Below are 19,256 nucleotides of genomic sequence, written 5' to 3' on the forward strand. Positions count from 1 at the left end.
AGTTTACATAGAAACTAGGCTATATGAAAATTTCTACACTTGAGATCAAAAACTATCGAAACTTAGATGGTGTGAAAATAAATTTTCATCCTACAACAAACTTTATTATTGGAGAAAATAATCTAGGCAAATCCAATTTACTTTATTTATTAAATATCCTATTCACCAGAAATAGTTTTAGCGAATCAGACTTTCTAAATCTAGATAATCCAATTCATATCTCTTTTTCATTGAGATTATCAGATATTGAGCAAGGTTTCTTTGATGACCTATTTGATCCTAGCGATAGAGAAAAAATTAATATAGTCGCTATCCAAGAATCTCCTGATGAAGGAATTAAATTTCAACATAAAGAGTCAGGAACAACTATCTTAAGCAGCATAGTTAGATGTGTTAATTACATAAACTATGACTCACTTAGAAATCCATCATCAGAACTAAATTTTTCTAATAATCGAGGTGTTGGAAAGTTTCTGAATCACATCATAATAAAATATCTACAAGATGGAAGCTTACAAGACTCTGATTTTGTAATTACAGAAAAGATTGATGAAGTTCTAACCGAAGTTAATCAAACCTTGCAAAAACTAAAGTCTTTTAAAGACTTCTCTATACAGGCTATCAGAGAAGAGAATAAAGAGGATTTGTTGGCAAAACTCATACTATTGACTGATGATAACAAGCGAACTTTAGAAAACGTAGGTTACGGCGTACAATTTTCAATAATTATCACTTTGTCAATTCTTGAGAGGCTGTTAAGTCTAAACAAGCATCGGTTAGATAGATGTATTGTTGAAGATAGCTCAAGCTCAAAAAAATGTATTCCAATTCTAATAGGTTTGGATGAGCCTGAGATTCATTTGCATCCTTATGCACAGAGAACTTTAATCAAATACCTTGTGCGAGTAGTAAACAATGATGATCCGGATTTTAGTTCCTTGCTTTCGGATATATTTCAAATAGATAGGCTACTTGGACAAATTTTAGTTGTTTCACATTCGCCTAATATTTTGCTTAATGACTACAGGAAGTTTTTGAGATTTTGTAAAGATGAAAATGGTCATCTGATTGTTAAAAGTGGGTTTGATATAAAACTTGATGAAGCTACAGAAAAGCAATTACTTAAAAATTTACCTTATATTAAAGAAGCGTTCTTTTCAAAAGTAGTGATTTTAGTAGAGGGTGACACAGAACTTGGCGCTCTCCCCATTTTTAGTGAGAGGATGAATATTGACCTGGATGAATTTGGAATTAGTATTATTCAAGCGGGAGGTGCAAAGTCAATTCCATCTTTAATGAAATTATTAGATGAGTTCGGCATCAAAAATATCGGATTAATGGATCGGGATCAAGAATCAAGATACAGCGATCTTATAGGTTTGTCTTTTACTCAAGGACAAGACTTTGAAGAGGATATATATGAAAGCTTCAGCTTAATAGGCTACGTAAAATACTTAGAACAAGAATTTCCTAATGAAAGAAAGACTAACTTCTTCATTGGCAAAGCTAAAAGTATAGGTGTTCCTCTCGATCCTCAGAATCTTATTTATCCACAGTTAGAGTTGTTATCGCCAGATAAAATTCAAGAGCTTAAGGATTTATCAAAGGAAGATATTCTTAAGAGCATGAGAAATAGTAAGAGTATTTTGGATGGAGGAGACTTGGGTAATTATGTTACTAGTATTCCTCAAGTTTATAAAGATTTAATTCAAAACGCAGTTAATTTATCAAAAAATGCTGGATCAATCGGAACAAAACCAACTATTCCAGAAGCTTAGAACCTTGCATTCTGGTGATCAAAAGCAGCTTGAGGTTGTTTTCTCGGAATCTAAGAGACTAATTGTTGAGGCTCCTGCTGGTTATGGAAAAACAAAAACCATGATCAGCAAAGTAGCTTATCTACTGGCTACTGGGCGAATTTTTAATCCTAAGAAAATTCTTGCATTAACATATAGCGTTAATGCAGCATATAAGATTAAAAAAGAGCTTTCTGAACAATTGCCTCACCTGATTCAGGTCAACAATTCAAATAAACTCAGAATTAGCGAAAAATTATTTGTCTCAAATTATCATGGATTTTGTAGACATATTCTAAAAAGGTATGGGTATCTACTACATCCCAATCTTGCCAATTTAGATTTACTGAAATCTGTAGATGACTCCAAGACTGAACAAATTACTGAGCTTTTAGGAATATCCTCTGAAAAAGCTTTATTTTTTGCTAAATATAGTGATGCTATTAAGTCTGTAGACAAGCAACATCTATCAAAATTCTTCAATTTATACACGGATGGAATTATAAAAAGCTTTCTCGAAAAGGATTGTATAAGTTTTAATGGAATCCTTGCGCTCACGCTAAGGTTATTTGTCAATTACACTGAGTTACTTAAATTTTATCAAGGCTACTTTCCTGTGATTATTGTAGATGAATTTCAGGATACTAATATTCTCAGTTGGACTTTGTTGAAAAAATTAGTTTCTGAAGAATCACAATTAGTTTTTATGGGAGACTCTTTACAAAGAATATATGGCTTTATAGGCGCTATACCCAATTTAATAGTTGAAGCAGAGCAATTGTTATCTATGGATAGGATAGTCCTAGAAAAAAACTATAGATTTATGTCTAATCCACAGATGCTTCAACTGGATAAAAACATCAGATTAAATGGAGAACATCCTGCTAATCCAACTATTAAAATAAACGCAGAAGTTTCACTTATATCCGTTAACAATCAATTACAGGAGGCAGAAAAGATTGTGCAAAAAATAAATTATTTATTAGCTTTTGAGCCAGAAAAACCGAGCAAAATTGCAATTCTAGTTAGAGGTGGAGGAACAAATATTAATATGATTATTCATTGGATGCTAAAAAAAAATCTTTCCTATTTTTATGGTATTTTTAATGAAGATTCACCGGAATATTTGAGATTTCATCGAGAGTGTACTTCTCAATTTACCGAACATATACGAAGTGATATGAGAATTTCAAAAGGGACGCTGAATAACTTTTATTCTAAGGTAGAAAAAATATTTCAGGACAAAAAAACGCCAGTAGTAACATCTCTGCTGAATTTATTAAAGGTATTTTTGTATAGAATTTTAGGCGATTATTCGTTTCTAAGTGTTGAAGATAAATTGGTTTTGATAAGAGACACTTTTGAGAATAGAAATTTGAAGCAAAATATGGAATACGTTAGTGAAAATATCATTATTTCAACTATTCATGGGGCTAAAGGGTTGGAATGGGATTATGTCTTAATGCCAGACATGGAGCAATATTCTATGCCAAATTGGTATGGACTTTGTGGATCTTGCAAACACAAAAGCAACTGCAATTTAAAGGTAAATAGTATAAATGAAAAAAAATTCTTAGAAGAATTAAGCGTGTTTTATGTAGGAGTAACTAGGGCAAGAAAACAGATTTTTTTCTCGGCTAGCAAGACTCGGTTGAAAGCAGATGGAACTACGCAAAAAGCAAATTTAACTTGTATGCTAAAACTTCCTGGCATAACTCTTGTAGAGGAATAAATTGTGTAGAGCTTCTTTAAGTTCAGAGAACAACCTAACAAATCTAAATTATCTAATAATAACTGGCTATTTATTGGCTAATTTATTATATGATTGCAGCCTGCCCTTGTGTTTGCAGGTATGATCCTTAGTGACTTAGCTTTTTACTCAATCAGCAATTAAACATCAAAACAAATCGGCTTACCGTTGAAATGATTATAAATATCCTCTGGATTAAACCAGCTAGGCAGTGTACGCTCTGCCTCCTTTAATTCATCGCCATTATCATCAAGTAAGCCACGAATAATTTTGACTCTGGACAGTGGTGTTTTACCGTTAGCTGAGAATTTTTGAATGAGGATTGTACCCGCCTCCCTCATTGCTTGTGTCCCTTCGGGATAGCTTGAATTAGTGTCATTCTGGGTGATACCAGTAACATAAACTTTAGCTTTTCTGGTGTCTGTCAGATGCAGTTTGTAAAACTTTTCTGCGGGTTCACCAATCAGTGATTTCAGGTTGGTGTATTCATCAATAAAGCTCTAATAAACGCGGGGTTATCATCGCTCAGAGAGAGGGTTGAGGACATACCCAGAGGCAAAATAAAATTCTCACATTCTGATCATGATGCTAAACAGGGGCTAACTAAGACTGACCTGTGTGAGCGGATAAATATCAACGGCAGTCAAATCAATCAATGGGCTACGATGCTTAACCTTGAAGAAAGATGAGTAACTGTTTGAGTTGACTGGGTGGAAGAAACCCCTTAACGCTCGGCGGTACTTCCCGGTGGTGGAGAACGAGCAGAAACAACCAGCAAAAACTAGCCAGTAGTCCTGCTCACCTTGTTTTAGTAGACAGCAGTTAGTCTTAAACAACTTTTTACAGGTAAAAACAGAAGGCAGAGGTTGTCAACGGTTTCCTATGCCTGGGAAATTTATCCTACTTGGTCTTTATCATTTAGCTCAGTCAGGATTTTGTCGAGCCTGTCATTAGCATCTTTTGCAAATTGGATGCAGCGAACGCTAGAAACCAAACCTCCAGCGGCGATAACACTTCCTTCTGGAAGTTTGTTGGACAAAAGTAATCCCGCACCTGTGAGGCCAATGAAGAAAGAAGCTGTGATTGCAACCTGGGCTAGGTTAAAACTATAACGAGCTTGGCGTAAGCGTTCTTGAGCAATGCACAATTCAATTGCGGAGTGATAAGCAGGGAATGGTTTTTTATTCATGGATTTTGCAGAGCAAGTAAACTTCATACTCCTAATGTCGAGCTAAAAACCTAAAACTTTGACTAAGCAATGATTGTGTTGTAAATTACTTGTGCATTTCATATGATTCTCGTATGCCCTAGTTGTGACTGTGCAAATAATTGTTTATTAAAGAAAAATTAGCCAAACTATGACTGAAACTGAACTTAGCCTTGGCATAAAAAAAAAGAAAATAACTTATAAAGCTTGCCCACAAGGTATAGAGAAAGCAGAAAAAGCGTTGAGCAGGCTAGGGTTTGAGTCAAAAAGCAACTTTGCAACAACTCAACTTGTATCTCGTAGTACAGTTACAAAATTTTTTCAGTGTCAGCCAATTCAACTTGATTGCTTTAAAAGAATATGTAAGGCACTGACATTGAATTGGACAGAAATAGCGGGGATAAGAGAAGAACAACTGGAGCGGTTAGAAATAAATGATTGCAGTAGCCCAGATACTAATGAGCGGGTGGGGCAAGTACAAACACTTCGCCGTCAAGTGAGCATAATAGATAAAAAAAGTCAAAAAATTAAAACCATTATCACTTTAGAAGGCGATATAAATTCAGTTCAAAACTGGAAGATTATTCAATCTGCTGTGCGAGAATATTCAGGTGACTCTATAAATATTATTGATATCAAACAAGGCAGTATTAAATTAACTATTGAGGGTTATCAAGAGGATATCGAACGGCTTTTATCCCTCATCAACTTGGGAGAATTAACAGAAATAGGCGGTTTTCCTATTAAAGATATTCAAATTTTGAGTGAAAGTTTAGATGACGAAGAAAATAATGAATTAGATGATAAATGGCGTTTAGTGCAAGAGATTGTCAGTCAATCAGTCAAAGGGCGAAACCTGAGTGGTGCTGACCTAAGTGGTGCTGACCTGAGCGGTGCTGACCTGAGCGGTGCTGACCTGAGCGGTGCTGACCTAAGTGGTGCTGACCTGAGTGGTGCTGACTTGCGTGATACTAAACTAAGTGGCGCTGACCTAAGTAGTGCCAACCTAAGAAAGCATAGGAAAGCTATGATTTTGGCAGCTGGGAAAGGCACCCGTGTTCGCCCCATTACTTACACAATTCCAAAACCAATGATTCCCATCCTACAAAAGCCAGTGATGGAATTTTTACTGGAACTTCTACGCCAACATGGGTTTGACCAGATTATGGTCAACGTTAGTCATTTGGCTGAGGAAATTGAAAACTATTTCCGTGACGGTCAACGATTTGGTGTACAGATTGCCTATTCTTTTGAAGGGAAAATTGATGACGACGGTAAACTGGTGGGGGAAGCAATTGGTTCGGCTGGAGGGATGCGTCGGATTCAAGATTTTTCACCGTTTTTCGATGATACCTTTGTGGTATTGTGCGGTGACGCTTTGATTGACCTAGATTTGACTGCGGCGGTACGGTGGCATAAATCCAAAGGGTCGATCGCTACTATCATTACAAAAACTGTTCCCCGCGAAGAAGTTTCTAGTTACGGTGTTGTCATTACTGATGAAAATAGTCGTGTTAAAGCCTTCCAAGAAAAACCATCGGTAGAGGAGGCACCCAGCACCAATATCAATACAGGTATCTACATTTTTGAGCCAGAGATATTTAATTACATACCTTCTGGCGTAGAATATGACATTGGTAGCCAGCTATTCCCTAACTTGGTAGAAATCGGTGCGCCCTTCTATGCCTTTGCGATGGATTTTGAATGGGTGGATATCGGTAAAGTGCCAGATTACTGGCGGGCAATTCGTGGCGTGCTACTAGGCGAAATCAAAAATGTCCAAATCCCTGGCCATGAAGTTGCACCTGGTATCTACACGGGTTTAAATGTGGCAGTGAATTGGGACAAAGTGGATATCACAGGCCCCGTTTATATTGGTGGCATGACTCGCATCGAAGACGGAGCCAAAATCGTCGGCCCAGCGATGATTGGCCCCAACTGCTGGATATGCAGTGGGGCGACTGTCGATAACAGCGTCATCTTTGAATGGTCACGATTGGGGCCAGGAGTTAGACTCGTTGATAAGCTGGTATTCGGGCGTTACTGCGTAGATAAAACTGGAGCAGCAATTGATGTGCAAGCTGCCGCCTTAGATTGGTTAATTACTGATGCTCGTCAGATACTACCATCCCATAATTCTGTTGAGCGGCAAGCTATTCGAGAACTCCTTGGTAAGGATGCAAGTTAGCTGGATTAGGGTAACTACTTGTCTATTTCTCTCTCACACCCTTGTTTGCAGGTCGTTACAGCTACAGCTAGGGTTTTCTGTCGTGCTTGAAAGAGAGTCTGTCTGCTACTATGTCGCGTCTGTCCCTTGCTGTGAAGCTTTTCTGTCTACTTCTATCCATTCTGTCCGTTTGGATGAAAATCGCTGATTTCGATAGTATTAGCATCTAGCCAGACGGACAGACTGTTCTCAACCAACTCATTAAACAATCGCTTCAACTCCTCCGAACTGAACCGTTGACCTTTGACCTTAAAGTTGGGCTGTATCTCAATAATGACTGCTGATGTTCTTCCGGTGCGTTGGAGGTATTGCAGCAACGATTGGGCTAGTTAGGGATATAGAGATTTTGTACAAAAATAAACCCCACCAATACCCGACTTAATACCTTCCGTCTCCTCACCAATACATCATTCATTCACAATCAAGTTATAGTCAATGTAACCGAGCATCGCGCCTCTTTTTATAGCCTCATAACTGTTCTTGACGTGCCATTTACTGTACAAATCACTGGCATAACGTTTGACTGTACTAACAGAGAGAAACATTTCTTTGGCAATCTGTTCAAAACCTAAACCCTGAGCCAGTAAACGCAGGACTTGTATTTGTCGTTCGGTGGGAGAGTCAAGCAAGTTTTTATCAGCAAAACTAGGGTCAATATATCTATTTTTATCAAGGTTTTTTAACAGTTTTTTAGCCAGCTTCGGGTCAAGCAGGCATTCATCAAAGTAAGCTCTCTTGATGGCTAGCTCAATCAATTCTACATCAGCACTTTTGAGCATATAAGAATCAGCACCATGACGAAAAGCTGACTTAATAAAGTCGGAATGAGTCTGATTAGTAAAAATCACCACTTTACTATTAGTTTTACTTTTGATTGAGCGAGTCAGTTCTAAACCACTCATGTCGGGTAATAGTAAATCAACTAACACAACATCAGGGTTGGTCTGTTCAATTAATTTAAAACCTATCTTACCACTGGAGGCATCACCAGTTACTTCTATATCTGGAGATTGTTCAATAGCAGCTTTGATGCCCAAGAGCGTGAATGTTTCTGGTTCAACAATTACTATTTTCAGCATGATATTGATAATCCTCTAATAATAAATGGCTGTTTATTGGCAGACTTATTATTGATGCTTCTGCCGTGGGTGTCCGTGCTGCCGTAGCAGTGCCGTAGGCTACGACCTATACAGGGTATGGATTGCCGTGATTGTGCCGTATGCCGTGGACACTCAGAAAAGCCTGTAAAACATCCCTTTTTATGACCACGGCATCACGGCAGGACTTTCACCAATCAGGCAGGGAATAGCTATCATTCCCGTCAGAATTTATCTGATCAGTCTTAACTAATTCAGCTAAACCATTAATTAATTCTGGCTCTGAATAACCAGATAACCTGTCTGCCTTCTTCAAATCGCGTAATGTTTTTGGGGTTTTAGTCTTGACATTCTGGAAGTATTCATAAATCTTCTTAGCCACCTCAGATAATGGTTTGGGATGTATCTGGTGAGTCGGACTTAAATTAAATTCCAGGTCAAATACTCTATCTAGATATTCCTGCTCCGAAGCAATCGGCTTGACTTGATTAGATAATTGAGGCATTAATGCCACAACAAAACCACCAACGGAAGCAATCATAACTGGACGGAGGTTTTGATAAGAGACTGCTTTAATATCCAGATATTTAGATTTAATTTGTTCTCTCTCTTGTTTACCTGGAATAATGTCACCTCTATTTAAAATCAACTCCAGTACCCCATAAGATTCTTGTTCCCTTCCATTCTTGATATACCTGTTACCTAACAGCAGCAAGTTGAGGCACATACGAGTTTGAGCATCCATCTTTTCAATGCCCAAAGCCGCCAAATTAAAAGACTGTAGGGAGGCAATAAACTTAGTGTTAAACTCTCGACCAATCAGCAGAACATCAAGCAATTTACTCCCATAATTCCAATCAGAGTAATGCTTGCTTAATTGGTCAGCAATCACTAACCAGTCATCCAGAATTAGAATCAATGGTGGTAACGATTCGCGCTTTGATTCTGGTAGCTGTTTACGCTTTTTGTAGTCCGTGTAAAAGCTATCAATTACCTCTTTCGCTAGGTCTGGGTTTTCCCCGTCAAAGACAATTACTCTCTCTTTCTCCCGTAAACCGCAAAAACTATCATTCTTAGCACTAATTACCCAAATATCCGCGTTGGGGGAATCTGCAAGGATTTTCTCAATCAAATAATTGAGGGTGACTGATTTACCGCTTCCCGGTGCGGCAACTAAAGCAGTAGAACTATCTGCTCTGGCTAGGGCTTGCAAAGTATTTAGGGCAAGAGATTCTGATGGGTGAAGGTAATCACCTGTTGGGGTTGCTCCCGGTGCGATTGCGCCCTGTTCATCTCCAGTAACCTTGTCGTTGGGGTCAATCGTCCCTTGTAAAGTCTGACTCCCTTGCAGATAGGGCGTTTTCATCTCACGCAACTGCTTGATGTAATCTGCCTTCTGTTCCTCGGTCATCCCCGCCGTTTGCGCCTCAAAGATTGCGTCAGATGCTTCCAACTGCGTCACTTCTATTTCCGTGTGGGCGTAAATCTCGGCTTTTTGGATATCCACAGTGCGGTCATTGGCGATTAGATCCAGGTCAGCTTGTAGTTGAACTTCTGCGATCGCAACATCTCGGCAACTCTCTAGTAACTCGGAACGTGCAGCCATCTCAGCTTTTGCAGCATCCCGTTTTTGGGCGATGTCTTCAAAAACTGCTCTCTGCTTCTCCTCATCCTGGCAGTGGCGGAGCATCCACCCAGCAAGGGCAAACCCCAGGAATCCCCCAAACGCCCAAAAAGGCTTATATGGGTTAGTCGCTTTTACCAGTCCATTAACGCCCATAGCTGGGTCACGTACTACTTGGCGCGGCATTCCTTCTAACTGCCACTGTGACCAATAAAATGGGGTCATGCGAAATGGTCTGTTATTCTTGTCCTGACATACCAATTTTTTCTGGGGAGTCCGAAGGCAGAAATAAATGCGGTCGCTTGACTCCCCTTTCCACGCCATCGCCGCCGAGCTAATACCCACAGTTAAACTTAGCCCAATTGCAACAGCTTTTTTATCCATCGGTAACTGTCCGAACCACTTCATTAAACCCGATTGTTGTGACTCGGATAACTGTTTATGTTTGTCGGTTAAATAATTCATTTCCTCTGACTACCACCAAATAGAAAAATCATTAATATCGCTAGAAATATGCCCACTCCTGCACCATCCATCCAACTTGAAGATTCAGCAGTTTTTGGCTTATAAACCGACTCAATTGAAGTATTAGCTGTACTTGTAGAAGTTCTCGCTTCATTCCATTCACTAATCGGTTCGGAAAGCGCACACAATAACGCCAGTGATGCACTGCAACCAGTCATTAAATTAGTGACAAAATTGTTAAACCCTTCACCTGTTGCAGTGGCAGTAAAATACAGGTGTGCAGTGCCAACTGCTAGGAACATTCCAACGGGGTGAACTTGCAATAGATGAAAAGTGAAAATAACTGCACTGTTTAAACAACTGCCAGCGACAATCTCACAGGCATTACCAGCACGTCTAAATGTCCGACCTCTATTATTTTCTGGCAGTGGTGGTAACTGTTCGGGTTGTTTCTGTTGCTTAGTTGATTGTGGTGTTTGTGCCAGCCCTTCATGCAAAAAAGGGCTGACGCTATGAGGATCTTCATTTCGTTTCCTTACTAGCATCAGCCTTACCTAATTAATTGATTATCTATCGCCTAATTTCTGCCACAAGTTACCCAACATCGCACCCCAACCGCGAACTGTTCCTGTTGCAGAAACACTAGAAGATGGCGCATGATTTTGGGATTGAATTGGTATGACTTCTTGAGGGGTTTGGTTTGGCTCTAGCGCCCGTGAACCATACCGCGCACGGGCTAAAAGTTGTTGGCGTTTCTCTCTTAATCCTGTTGTGATGGCTTGACGTTCAGCTTGCACAACTTGCCTGTTTTCGATGCCGCTAATCTTGTTTTCATGCCGCCACAATTCTGCTTGTAAATCATGGTGTAATTGTGCTGCAACTTCGGTTAAAGCGTGTTTACGCTTCTGGTCAATTCGCAACAAGTCGGCTCTATCTTGGGCATCTATCTTACTCATCTCGCTGTCAAATTCAGCGTTAAGTTTACGGATTTTACCAATTGCACCCGCAACATGAGAGCCGTATTGTTTACGAAGTTCAGTCCAAGTTACCTGACCTTTTGTTAGCTTCTCCATCGCCTCAAAGACCACCTTGGCATTGTCCAAAAATGGTTCTAATCGGTCAGATAATTCTTGGGCATTATTCGCATAATCGGCAAACTGTTCGAGCTTATTTATATCCGAAAGATAGCCCAGAATATCAGACTCAAACCCTCCCCATGCTTGCCCTTTTTCGTCAATGTGAGAACTATGACCAACTACCGGATTACGTATTGCAAAGTCCATTGCGTTATTCTCCTAATAAGGTATTAAGTCGTAGTCGATATCGCTCGACTCTTGGGGCAATTTATCCCAGTAACCCATCTCTTCAAATCGGCTATAAATTCTCGTTGCCAGTTGCCTTAAGGGGTCGTCAAAATCTTCAGAGATTAAATCAAATCGGTTAGAGCCAAATGCCAGAATATTTGCAATGTCCGCGTCAATCCCGTTACCCAAGAATTGACCAAATGCAGCAGAGTATGGATGGTCATCAATGGTTTCATGAGTTGCTAGAAATTCCGTTCCGGTGAAGGGTGGGTAATCTTCACTCTCTTCCAATGGTGTGGAAAGTGCCTCAATATCTGCCGAAATCATTGCTGCCCATTGTTCAGGATTTTCTACTTTGAATTGCTGCTTTCTTAGGGCAGAGTCGGTCAAGGGTGAACGTCCCCAATCGTTGGGATTTCTATAATCGAGTGCCATGCTGTTAAGATCCTTATGTACTTTTCGTTTTGCGGCGAGAGATACATCCTGATTAGGCGATCGCCAAGCTTGCCGGCAGGTGCGATCGCTTCATCATCAGTTCTCACAAAACTCAACAAGTTCAAAAACCTCCCTCTGCACTTGGTTTTGACTTAATTCTTTTCGTTTGCCTTTCGAGTCAATGAATATGAAAGGGGCATTGACTCGACAATTAGACCGATGGCTGTAGCGCAATTGTTGACCACGGAATTCGTAGAGGTGGTTACGCTGTAAGGCTGTCGTTTCTAACATAAGTTCCTCAAACTTGCGAATAAAACTCGATATTTAGGATTGCTTCGTGAATCTCCATCAAAGCTTGCACAGCATCCCCCATTTTTAGGTCATTAGATGTACTGAACCGCTCGGACGCTTCAATTTGCTTGTAATTGGGAGATGCTTGCACAAACCTTAAAGTCTGTTCGCAACCAAGGATGATGGTCATGATTTCGGTAGTTGTTAGGCTTGGCTGTGTCTTTTGGGTGTCGGGGTCGCTCATGACTTCTTTCCTTTTCTTTGGGTTTTCATCGGTGCGGTTGGCGCTTCTGGCTGGTTCGGCTTTTGAAGTACATAGCTGATTGCCCCTGCACCTCCCACGGCTGCGGCGATAGTGAACATATTGTTTCTGCCAAGCTGCTGCACTCCGAAATAGCCAAGGGCTAATGCTGCTGCTGTTGCACCAATGCCTAAAACCGTGTTTCTAAATGTGGTTCTGTTCATGCTGCCCCTTTAAAATTAGTGACCATTGCGCTAAGTGCCGATTTATTGGGCTGTGTAGATGGCGCTGTTTCAACTTTTGGTGATGTTTGCACATTGCCATGTTGAAAAATCAGCTTCTCTACACCTGCTGATAATGCCTGTGTCGGTGCATCTTGGGGTAAATCAAAAATCTTGCACAATTCAATTACTGCTAGGTAGGAGATGGTTATACGCCGAGATTCGTAATTCATTGATTAAGCTCCTCTTGCAATTTGAGTTAATAGCTTTAACCCCAAGGCATTGATGAATTGGGGATTATTTAAGACCACAAAGCCTAAACCGGCTAGGTTTTGATCCACCACTGGCAAGGAAACACCCCCACCCCAGGCGACAAGGTATTTAGCGCGGTCTAGATAATTGCCAGCAGTCACAAAGTTGGCGAATTTCTCAATCCTGGTACTCCACCATTCATCTAGACATTGGCTGTACTCAGTTTCAAACTTCTTGCCCGTGAGGTGGTTGCCTCCATAAGTGAAAGTGCCTTCGATAATTCCCTGGTTCACCAAGCTGGGTGAGTGCTTCACATCCTTGGACAGCAGACTTACTTTGTCGTTTCGCTTGTCGAGCGCTTCTGCAATCATGCTGTGCAGTTCACCGGCTCCACCCTCAATTAGATGGCGGTCAATCACTGCACCACTGCCGTTGAACACGGTAATCAACCAAGTGGATGAACCGATATCGAGAGCGATCGCTAATTCTGAGGGGTCAAGTACCAGGGATGCTTCACCGAATAAACAATGGGCAATGCTTCCGAATCCTTCGGGGTAAATGCCTGTAACCGTTATTTCAACTGTTTTACTGACAATGGAACGGGTTACAGGGTGCAGATGTTCAAAGGTGTGAGTCCCTTCAACTCTGCACTTAATCTCACTTGCCCAGCGTTCGGGGTTGTGATTGCTCAAACTAATCGAAAGCTTGACCCCATTGGGAATATTCAGAACGGCTAAGTCTGCAAGGATGCTTTCTAACGCCAGTTCTGCTTTTTTGGCTTTATCCTCGTGTAGCAGGGTGTGGTCACTTTGAGCTAGAGCCGCACTGCCCCAGAAGAATTGAACATCTTTTAAGTCCAGGCGTGAACCTTCTACATATCGCAGCCATGCCCCATCTTTTGAGATGGTTTCGTGGTGCATGATGTTTCGGTTGCGAACAAGTGAGTATGCGGCTGGCATCATGATCGAAAAATCACCGATGATTGCCTTGCCATACCCTGCACCTGAGTCTTTTCCGGCGATAAGGTCAGTTAGCCCAGATTTGGCTAACAAGTCTGTTTGAACGAGCCAATTTTTGGCATTGGAATATATAGCTGTCATGGTTCAGATGATTGTTAAAGTCTTGATTTTTCTGGCTTGGCGTTGATTTTTAGTGAAATCTAGACAAATCCAGATATCCAGTGATGGGTTAGCCAAAGCATCACTTTCTGGCTTCTGTTGCCTTTGTTGGGTGGCGTTTTTTGGCTGATACTGCTATAGTACCTATAGGTAATGAACTTTGTCAACTAGTAATGCACTAAGATGACAAACGTTATGAAGCGAGGGACAATAATGAACTGTAACTACTTTCAAATTTATGAAGTGCCTACAAAAAAGCCTAGAACCACGATTTATCTTGAGCCAGAGCTAATGCAGGCTCTTGAAGAGAGAGCGAAAGAGGAGAAGCGCACGGTTAGTAACTTATGCAATTTATTAATTGAACAAGCAATGAATGAGTGGTTAAACCAAAGGAAGAAGACAATCGGCTGACACAGCAGCCTTGAAGAAAACTTCCTTCCTTGAACAATGATCAATCTTTATTGAGTAATTTCAAGTAAAAAATCACAGTCTTATTTTATAGAAGAGAGCCAAAAGTTCTGTAAAATCAGCGAATAGTGAAATGAAGCGTGAAACGGAGGTAAACAACAGCACCAAAAACTAAAAAGACAAAGCGAAACTAAGTAGTGAACGCTTTGCCTGATGTATAAAATTAAAGATTTCAAATATTGGGAAGCGGGGTTTATCTCTCGAAGACCAAAGAAGTGGACGGAAATTGAGAAGTCTAACCACTAATTGGCAAAAGAGATTAGTCCGCGCTGCTTACTCATATTATATTAGCTGCTGTGGCAATTTATAAATTTCTGCTGGCAGATTTTGGCAGAAAAATTCATCAAATTGTGATTTAATCGTCCAAAAATTGGCAAATTAAAGCAATACAGCGAATTATGTAGATATTAGGGTTTAGCAGCGCGATAACCCCCTCCAGATACTGAAAACCAAAGTATTTGAGGGAAAAATCCGTGATTAATAGCAACCGCGTACTTCAACCACATGAAGTTATAGGTGGGTTCGAGATGATGTCTCGCCCCTCTCACATAGAAGCCAACCATTGGAATGAATGGTTAGCCAGTGCTGTTGACCCAAAGTTAACAGCTTTGAATGTCCGCTCTCTTAGTGGCCCCTCAGTGTATGAATATCTGCTATGCGCCCTACCTCAAACTGCCAGACGTAACGATGGGCGACTGCGTGATGGGTACTTGAAACGATATGCCCACGCGGAAGCCGGTGCATGGTGGGTTAGCGGACTTGACCCCCTTAATGATTGGTTGGCGATGGACTGGGGACGGATGAAACCAGATTACCCCCGCCTTGAATGGGATAAGGCTACACAGCAGCAAACTCAAAAGCCAGTCAAGTACGAATCACCACCCAAAACTCCCAACCGTGTCACATATCTGAGAATGCCCCTACATTTATGGCGGTTGGTATCACTTCGCTATAACGTGCCGATGCCAGAACATATTACCATTACCGACCAGGGAGAGGCGTTAGGTTTTTGGGCTTGGGTAATGGCACATCCCGAAATCCCTGTAATCCTTACAGAGGGTGAGAAGAAGGGTGGTTGTCTCCTAACTTTGGGCTTTGTGGCGATCGCACTGCCTGGAATCTGGAATGGTCGAGTGGGCAAGGAGGATTTAGAAAGACTTCACCCTGATTTAGTCCCAATGACTCAAAAGGGGCGTAAATTCGTTGTTCTATTCGACTACGAAAGCAAACCCAAAACCAAACAGCAGATTTTTCAAGCTACACGCCGCACAGCAGGAGCTATTATACAACAATGCTTGCAATGTGAAGTAGCGCTGCTGCCAGGGCCAGAGAAAGGAATTGACGATTGGGTTGTGGCTTTGGGTAAAAGAGCGGATAAAGCCGTGACCACAATGATTGCTGATGCCTTGAGAATCAGCGAGTACCAGCAGAGATTTTTCATTAACCGTGCTAGGGGACTTCGCAAATTCAAACCCAATGTGACAGTTAATACCCGTTATCTCTCACTCGCGATCCACTCCCTACCTCAATCGGGGTTAGTTGGTTTGGTTTCCGACATGGGAACAGGAAAGACTGAAATTTTGGCAGTTCTCAGAAGAGAGAACCCAAACTTGAGTTTTTTGAACAATGGGCATCGGGTTACTTTGCTCAAGAATCTCAGCGATCGCTTACAAACAGCAATGTACTCCGCGATTTCTTGCGGGGATTGGGGTCAGGTAAAAGCTCTCAGCATTACCGTGGATTCTCTGTATAAAATGGCAAATGATTTACAGGCTTACGATATTCTATTTATTGATGAAGCCTGCCAGTATCTCGCTCACTTGCTAAAGTCCAAAACCTGCAAAGAACACAGGGGGGCGATTCTGGAAGTGCTTGAGTATCTAGTTTACAACGCCAAGCTGGTTGTTTTAGCTGATGCTCACTTGGATGATTTGACCATTGAGTTTTTCATGAATTTGCGACCGACTGGTGAAAAACCCTACATCATCAAAAACCTGTATCGCTCAGGTGGTCGTCAAGTTCATTGGTACGAGGGGAAAAACAGCAGCGCAATCGTTGCCGAGTTTCACGCTCAACTGATGTTGGGTAAAAAGTTGATGATGGTCAGCGACAGTAAGCGGTTTATTAAAAAGCTAGAAAGAGCGCTCAATGATGGTTCAGCAATTGATGACGCTGATGATACACCGGAATCAGCCGAAGACCGCAAGTTACGGGTGTGGGCTATTCACTCCGAGAACAGTGGTAGTGAAGAGAATGTCATCTTTATCCGAGAGATTAACATTGCCATTAAGGATCTTGACGCTTTTTTAATTACTCCCAGTCTCAGTTCAGGGGTTGACATTTCCAGCTATCATTTTGATGCCGTGTTTGGCGTGTTTCATGCTGTCTCGCAGTCGGCTACAGAATGCGCTCAACAGTTATGGCGGTATCGTCCAGATGTCCCCATGTACGTTTGGGTTGCACCGCGCCCTCCCTTTGGTTACGCCGAAACCAATGCCCGTCGCATCAAGGAAAGGATTCTTCAAACGAATGAAATGACCGCGTTTCTGATTCGCATTAACCGGGAAACGGGCAAACGTGGGGCTGAGAAGGATTGGGCATTAGATGCCAGTTGTCAGATTGAAGGGCAACGGAATTGGTCGATTAATAATTTACGGGCTGATCTGCGATCGCTCTTAGAGGAAATGGGCAATACGATTATTCCTTTGGGCGACGGTGGTGATGAAGCGACTTCGCGGTGGATGAAGGCGGCTGGTATTGCTATCGATGAAGAACATTATCGCAAGGTGGCGAATGCTAAAGATATTGACAGGAGGACTTACACCAGTAGGCAACATCAAGATTACCTGAAGCCCGAAGAAGTTTTGGAATGTGAGAAGTTCCGCATACAGGACACTTACGGCATGAGCGTAACCCCGGAACTGGTTGAGCAAGATGACGGGGGACGCTTAATTAAAAAGATTGTCGCACTTGAAGCGATATTGGCCGCACCGGGGGAAATGGTCGCTGATGATCAGGGGCGCGAGTTTATTCCACCGCCAGCTATTGTTGCCGAACGTGATAAATCGGAACGGGAGCGATTAGCTATCTGCACAGACTGGAGCAATCATTCTACCGCTTGGTTGATGCGTCATCGGCTGGGACTCAGGGCAGTCCTAATGGATCTGATGGCTGGGGTTGAGATTAAAGGGGACGAGGCGATGATTCAGGCTTTGGCTGAGTTCTCAAAACGCAACGCATTTCACGTTAAAGGCATTCTCAACCTGACCATTCCCCTCGATGAATCTCCTATGTGGATTTTGGGGCAGTATCTTTCTCAACTCGGACTGTCCACTGAATCACGACGACCGCTTGAAGATGGTAAGCGGGTTCGGTATTACCGCTTGAATACTGAGGATGTCGTGTTTATCCAGAACATACTGGATTATCGTCAGAGGCAGCGAGAGGAGAAGGAAAAGAAACGTCAGGAGTCACAGGAGAAGAATGCAGCTTACGCGGCTATAATGCAGTCTCAGTATGGGATTAACCCGCCGTCCACACCCCCCATTAATGAAGATGGAAGTAATAATCGGGGGGGTGTGGACGCAGATTCAGAATCCAGTGATTCTTGGTGGGAGCGGGTCAAATATTATGCTCAGTTGGCGATTGAGCGGGTTGAATATGGGGTGGAGCCAGTTAAAGAATTACTCAGTACACTAACGATTGATGAGCGGTGGGGCGTGATCTTCAAGTTTGAGGATATTGACCCTCAAAAGTTTGCTCAACTGGTGGCATCTGCCCCCGATTGGGTGGAGTGGATGGCGTGAATCATCCCCTGATTGAGTTGAATACAAGTAGGTGGACAAAAATATTTACTGGAGTTGTGAGCGTAATCAAATGAAGCGTACCCCCTGAAGGGGATCTTGCTACGCGCAGTGTTAGAAGAGAAGCAATCCCAAAGGCTTGCGATTGCTTCATTTGGCAACTTTTGGAGACGCGCTAGCGTTCGCGTCTGCTTTGGCTTTACGCTTCATTCGCAATGACGTTGTGTAATTAATTCTGTCCAATTACTTATCGAATGAACTGTCAGGCTTTTGATGTATGTCCCATACACCAATTTCAGCACGCCGTTATTCGGTGGGTACTTGCATGGACGAAAGTTCTGATTCTGCGATTAAGACGCAGATCAATGTATTGATATAAAGTTTAACCACTACTTTTATGTCTTCACCACTGAAAGGGCTATAGTTTTTAAAGCTAAAATTTTTATCTTTGTGAAAAATTAGCCACAACCCTTGCATCAGGTAAATCAGAGTTTCATCCTTTGTACTAGCGCATAATTGCTCAAAATTGCTAATGGCTTTGGTGTATCCGCCCTGTTCAAGCTCTTCCTTAATAATGCTGCCTGGATATTCATTTATAATTCGATGAAGCGTATCAAGCCAGATCACACCTAGTCGATTTTTTTGTAGATATGCCAATTCTTTTTCGACTGCCCTCTCTAAGTTAAAGTTTCCGAATCCGTTGCCGTTAGACTGCTTGGTTGAGTCGATGGGGGATATTATTCCCCGCACCTCTCAGTTAGATCCGTGCGTACCCGTTTCCGTGTACACGGCTCCCGATGTTCTTAGCTTGCGCTTTTGCTCATGTGTTTGTAATCGTGACAACTCTCGTGAATTGCCTCTAGATTATTTTCCTTCCAGTTGGTGTGATTTCCGTCGATGTGATGCAGGTGAACCTTTTCTTCACCGATGAATTTCAGACCACAGGAAGCACATCTA

19 protein-coding genes and 1 pseudogene are annotated in these 19,256 nt (G+C 41.8%); 6 read left to right on the plus strand and 14 right to left on the minus strand.

From position 1 onward, the window contains the following. The first annotated feature begins 23 nt into the window (after positions 1 to 23). Together RRG12_RS31460 and RRG12_RS31465 are read left to right on the plus strand one after the other, a co-directional pair. Positions 24 to 1,778, plus strand: a complete 1,755-nt coding sequence (locus tag RRG12_RS31460; RefSeq protein WP_420761912.1) for an ATP-dependent nuclease — start codon at positions 24 to 26, stop codon at positions 1,776 to 1,778. Next, a complete protein-coding gene (locus RRG12_RS31465; RefSeq protein WP_420761913.1) occupies positions 1,735 to 3,528 on the plus strand; it encodes a UvrD-helicase domain-containing protein in 1,794 nt (597 codons plus the stop codon). Before RRG12_RS31460 ends, RRG12_RS31465 begins: the two co-directional genes overlap by 44 nt. A 158-nt stretch (positions 3,529 to 3,686) precedes the next feature. Here RRG12_RS31465 and RRG12_RS31470 read toward each other — a convergent pair whose 3' ends face one another. Together RRG12_RS31470 and RRG12_RS31475 are read right to left on the minus strand one after the other, a co-directional pair. Continuing rightward, the gene (locus RRG12_RS31470) at positions 3,687 to 3,887 is read right to left on the minus strand and encodes a hypothetical protein (RefSeq protein ID WP_420761914.1); all 201 of its coding nucleotides are present in this window, start codon (positions 3,885 to 3,887) and stop codon (positions 3,687 to 3,689) included. A 554-nt stretch (positions 3,888 to 4,441) separates the two neighbouring features. After that, positions 4,442 to 4,735: a TRADD-N-associated membrane domain-containing protein gene (locus RRG12_RS31475; RefSeq protein WP_420761915.1), complete on the minus strand. Its 294-nt coding sequence runs from the start codon at positions 4,733 to 4,735 to the stop codon at positions 4,442 to 4,444. Positions 4,736 to 4,904: 169 nt separating this feature from the next. Between RRG12_RS31475 and RRG12_RS31480 the strand changes: the two are divergent. Beyond that, positions 4,905 to 5,756 (plus strand): annotated as a pseudogene (locus RRG12_RS31480) (pentapeptide repeat-containing protein); the annotation flags it as partial. A 24-nt stretch (positions 5,757 to 5,780) separates the two neighbouring features. Continuing rightward, positions 5,781 to 6,941, plus strand: a complete 1,161-nt coding sequence (locus RRG12_RS31485) for a sugar phosphate nucleotidyltransferase (RefSeq protein ID WP_420761926.1) — start codon at positions 5,781 to 5,783, stop codon at positions 6,939 to 6,941. A gap of 446 nt (positions 6,942 to 7,387) precedes the next feature. Here the strand turns inward: RRG12_RS31485 and RRG12_RS31490 are convergent, their stop codons facing one another. The 10 genes from RRG12_RS31490 to RRG12_RS31535 form a co-directional block, all read right to left on the minus strand. Further along, complete coding sequence (locus RRG12_RS31490; RefSeq protein WP_420761916.1) at positions 7,388 to 8,059, minus strand: response regulator; 672 nt, start codon at positions 8,057 to 8,059, stop codon at positions 7,388 to 7,390. 208 nt (positions 8,060 to 8,267) lie between these two features. Further along, the gene (locus RRG12_RS31495; RefSeq protein ID WP_420761917.1) at positions 8,268 to 10,166 is read right to left on the minus strand and encodes a hypothetical protein; all 1,899 of its coding nucleotides are present in this window, start codon (positions 10,164 to 10,166) and stop codon (positions 8,268 to 8,270) included. Continuing rightward, positions 10,163 to 10,711, minus strand: a complete 549-nt coding sequence (locus RRG12_RS31500; protein ID WP_420761918.1) for a hypothetical protein — start codon at positions 10,709 to 10,711, stop codon at positions 10,163 to 10,165. Before RRG12_RS31500 ends, RRG12_RS31495 begins: the two co-directional genes overlap by 4 nt. Positions 10,712 to 10,732: 21 nt before the next feature. After that, the gene (locus RRG12_RS31505; protein WP_420761919.1) at positions 10,733 to 11,449 is read right to left on the minus strand and encodes a hypothetical protein; all 717 of its coding nucleotides are present in this window, start codon (positions 11,447 to 11,449) and stop codon (positions 10,733 to 10,735) included. Between the two features lie 12 nt (positions 11,450 to 11,461). Further along, positions 11,462 to 11,905: a hypothetical protein gene (locus tag RRG12_RS31510; RefSeq protein WP_420761920.1), complete on the minus strand. Its 444-nt coding sequence runs from the start codon at positions 11,903 to 11,905 to the stop codon at positions 11,462 to 11,464. A 96-nt stretch (positions 11,906 to 12,001) separates the two neighbouring features. Continuing rightward, positions 12,002 to 12,196, minus strand: a complete 195-nt coding sequence (locus RRG12_RS31515) for a hypothetical protein (RefSeq protein WP_179076066.1) — start codon at positions 12,194 to 12,196, stop codon at positions 12,002 to 12,004. A gap of 7 nt (positions 12,197 to 12,203) precedes the next feature. Continuing rightward, positions 12,204 to 12,440, minus strand: a complete 237-nt coding sequence (locus RRG12_RS31520; protein WP_420761921.1) for a hypothetical protein — start codon at positions 12,438 to 12,440, stop codon at positions 12,204 to 12,206. Next, complete coding sequence (locus tag RRG12_RS31525) at positions 12,437 to 12,661, minus strand: hypothetical protein (protein WP_420761922.1); 225 nt, start codon at positions 12,659 to 12,661, stop codon at positions 12,437 to 12,439. Before RRG12_RS31525 ends, RRG12_RS31520 begins: the two co-directional genes overlap by 4 nt. After that, on the minus strand, positions 12,658 to 12,891 hold the full coding sequence (locus tag RRG12_RS31530) for a hypothetical protein (protein ID WP_420761923.1): 234 nt from the start codon (positions 12,889 to 12,891) through the stop codon (positions 12,658 to 12,660). Before RRG12_RS31530 ends, RRG12_RS31525 begins: the two co-directional genes overlap by 4 nt. A 3-nt stretch (positions 12,892 to 12,894) precedes the next feature. Next, positions 12,895 to 14,010 (minus strand): ParM/StbA family protein, encoded by a 1,116-nt coding sequence (locus RRG12_RS31535; protein ID WP_420761924.1) that lies wholly within the window; start codon positions 14,008 to 14,010, stop codon positions 12,895 to 12,897. A gap of 231 nt (positions 14,011 to 14,241) precedes the next feature. On the opposite strand from RRG12_RS31535, the gene RRG12_RS31540 reads away from it, so the two are divergent. Continuing rightward, positions 14,242 to 14,439: a ribbon-helix-helix domain-containing protein gene (locus tag RRG12_RS31540; RefSeq protein WP_190944420.1), complete on the plus strand. Its 198-nt coding sequence runs from the start codon at positions 14,242 to 14,244 to the stop codon at positions 14,437 to 14,439. Between the two features lie 584 nt (positions 14,440 to 15,023). After that, positions 15,024 to 18,302 (plus strand): plasmid replication protein, CyRepA1 family, encoded by a 3,279-nt coding sequence (locus RRG12_RS31545; protein WP_420761927.1) that lies wholly within the window; start codon positions 15,024 to 15,026, stop codon positions 18,300 to 18,302. Between the two features lie 303 nt (positions 18,303 to 18,605). On the opposite strand, the gene RRG12_RS31550 is transcribed toward RRG12_RS31545, so the two are convergent. Both RRG12_RS31550 and RRG12_RS31555 read right to left on the minus strand, forming a co-directional pair. Further along, the gene (locus RRG12_RS31550; RefSeq protein ID WP_420761925.1) at positions 18,606 to 19,049 is read right to left on the minus strand and encodes a hypothetical protein; all 444 of its coding nucleotides are present in this window, start codon (positions 19,047 to 19,049) and stop codon (positions 18,606 to 18,608) included. A gap of 53 nt (positions 19,050 to 19,102) precedes the next feature. After that, a partial coding sequence (locus tag RRG12_RS31555; protein ID WP_420761928.1) for an HNH endonuclease occupies positions 19,103 to 19,256 on the minus strand: 154 nt, incomplete at its 5' end.

Source organism: Nostoc sp. CALU 546, from assembly GCF_048836525.1.

Bases quoted from the DNA above. Each gene is read 5' to 3' on its own strand.
- RRG12_RS31460 (WP_420761912.1), top strand. From the start codon at position 24: ATGAAAATTTCTACACTTGAGATCAAAAACTATCGAAACTTAGATGGT.
- RRG12_RS31465 (WP_420761913.1), top strand. From the start codon at position 1,735: ATGCTGGATCAATCGGAACAAAACCAACTATTCCAGAAGCTTAGAACC.
- RRG12_RS31470 (WP_420761914.1), bottom strand. From the start codon at position 3,887: ATGAGGGAGGCGGGTACAATCCTCATTCAAAAATTCTCAGCTAACGGT.
- RRG12_RS31475 (WP_420761915.1), bottom strand. From the start codon at position 4,735: ATGAATAAAAAACCATTCCCTGCTTATCACTCCGCAATTGAATTGTGC.
- RRG12_RS31485 (WP_420761926.1), top strand. From the start codon at position 5,781: ATGATTTTGGCAGCTGGGAAAGGCACCCGTGTTCGCCCCATTACTTAC.
- RRG12_RS31490 (WP_420761916.1), bottom strand. From the start codon at position 8,059: ATGCTGAAAATAGTAATTGTTGAACCAGAAACATTCACGCTCTTGGGC.
- RRG12_RS31495 (WP_420761917.1), bottom strand. From the start codon at position 10,166: ATGAATTATTTAACCGACAAACATAAACAGTTATCCGAGTCACAACAA.
- RRG12_RS31500 (WP_420761918.1), bottom strand. From the start codon at position 10,711: ATGCTAGTAAGGAAACGAAATGAAGATCCTCATAGCGTCAGCCCTTTT.
- RRG12_RS31505 (WP_420761919.1), bottom strand. From the start codon at position 11,449: ATGGACTTTGCAATACGTAATCCGGTAGTTGGTCATAGTTCTCACATT.
- RRG12_RS31510 (WP_420761920.1), bottom strand. From the start codon at position 11,905: ATGGCACTCGATTATAGAAATCCCAACGATTGGGGACGTTCACCCTTG.
- RRG12_RS31515 (WP_179076066.1), bottom strand. From the start codon at position 12,196: ATGTTAGAAACGACAGCCTTACAGCGTAACCACCTCTACGAATTCCGT.
- RRG12_RS31520 (WP_420761921.1), bottom strand. From the start codon at position 12,440: ATGAGCGACCCCGACACCCAAAAGACACAGCCAAGCCTAACAACTACC.
- RRG12_RS31525 (WP_420761922.1), bottom strand. From the start codon at position 12,661: ATGAACAGAACCACATTTAGAAACACGGTTTTAGGCATTGGTGCAACA.
- RRG12_RS31530 (WP_420761923.1), bottom strand. From the start codon at position 12,891: ATGAATTACGAATCTCGGCGTATAACCATCTCCTACCTAGCAGTAATT.
- RRG12_RS31535 (WP_420761924.1), bottom strand. From the start codon at position 14,010: ATGACAGCTATATATTCCAATGCCAAAAATTGGCTCGTTCAAACAGAC.
- RRG12_RS31540 (WP_190944420.1), top strand. From the start codon at position 14,242: ATGAACTGTAACTACTTTCAAATTTATGAAGTGCCTACAAAAAAGCCT.
- RRG12_RS31545 (WP_420761927.1), top strand. From the start codon at position 15,024: ATGATGTCTCGCCCCTCTCACATAGAAGCCAACCATTGGAATGAATGG.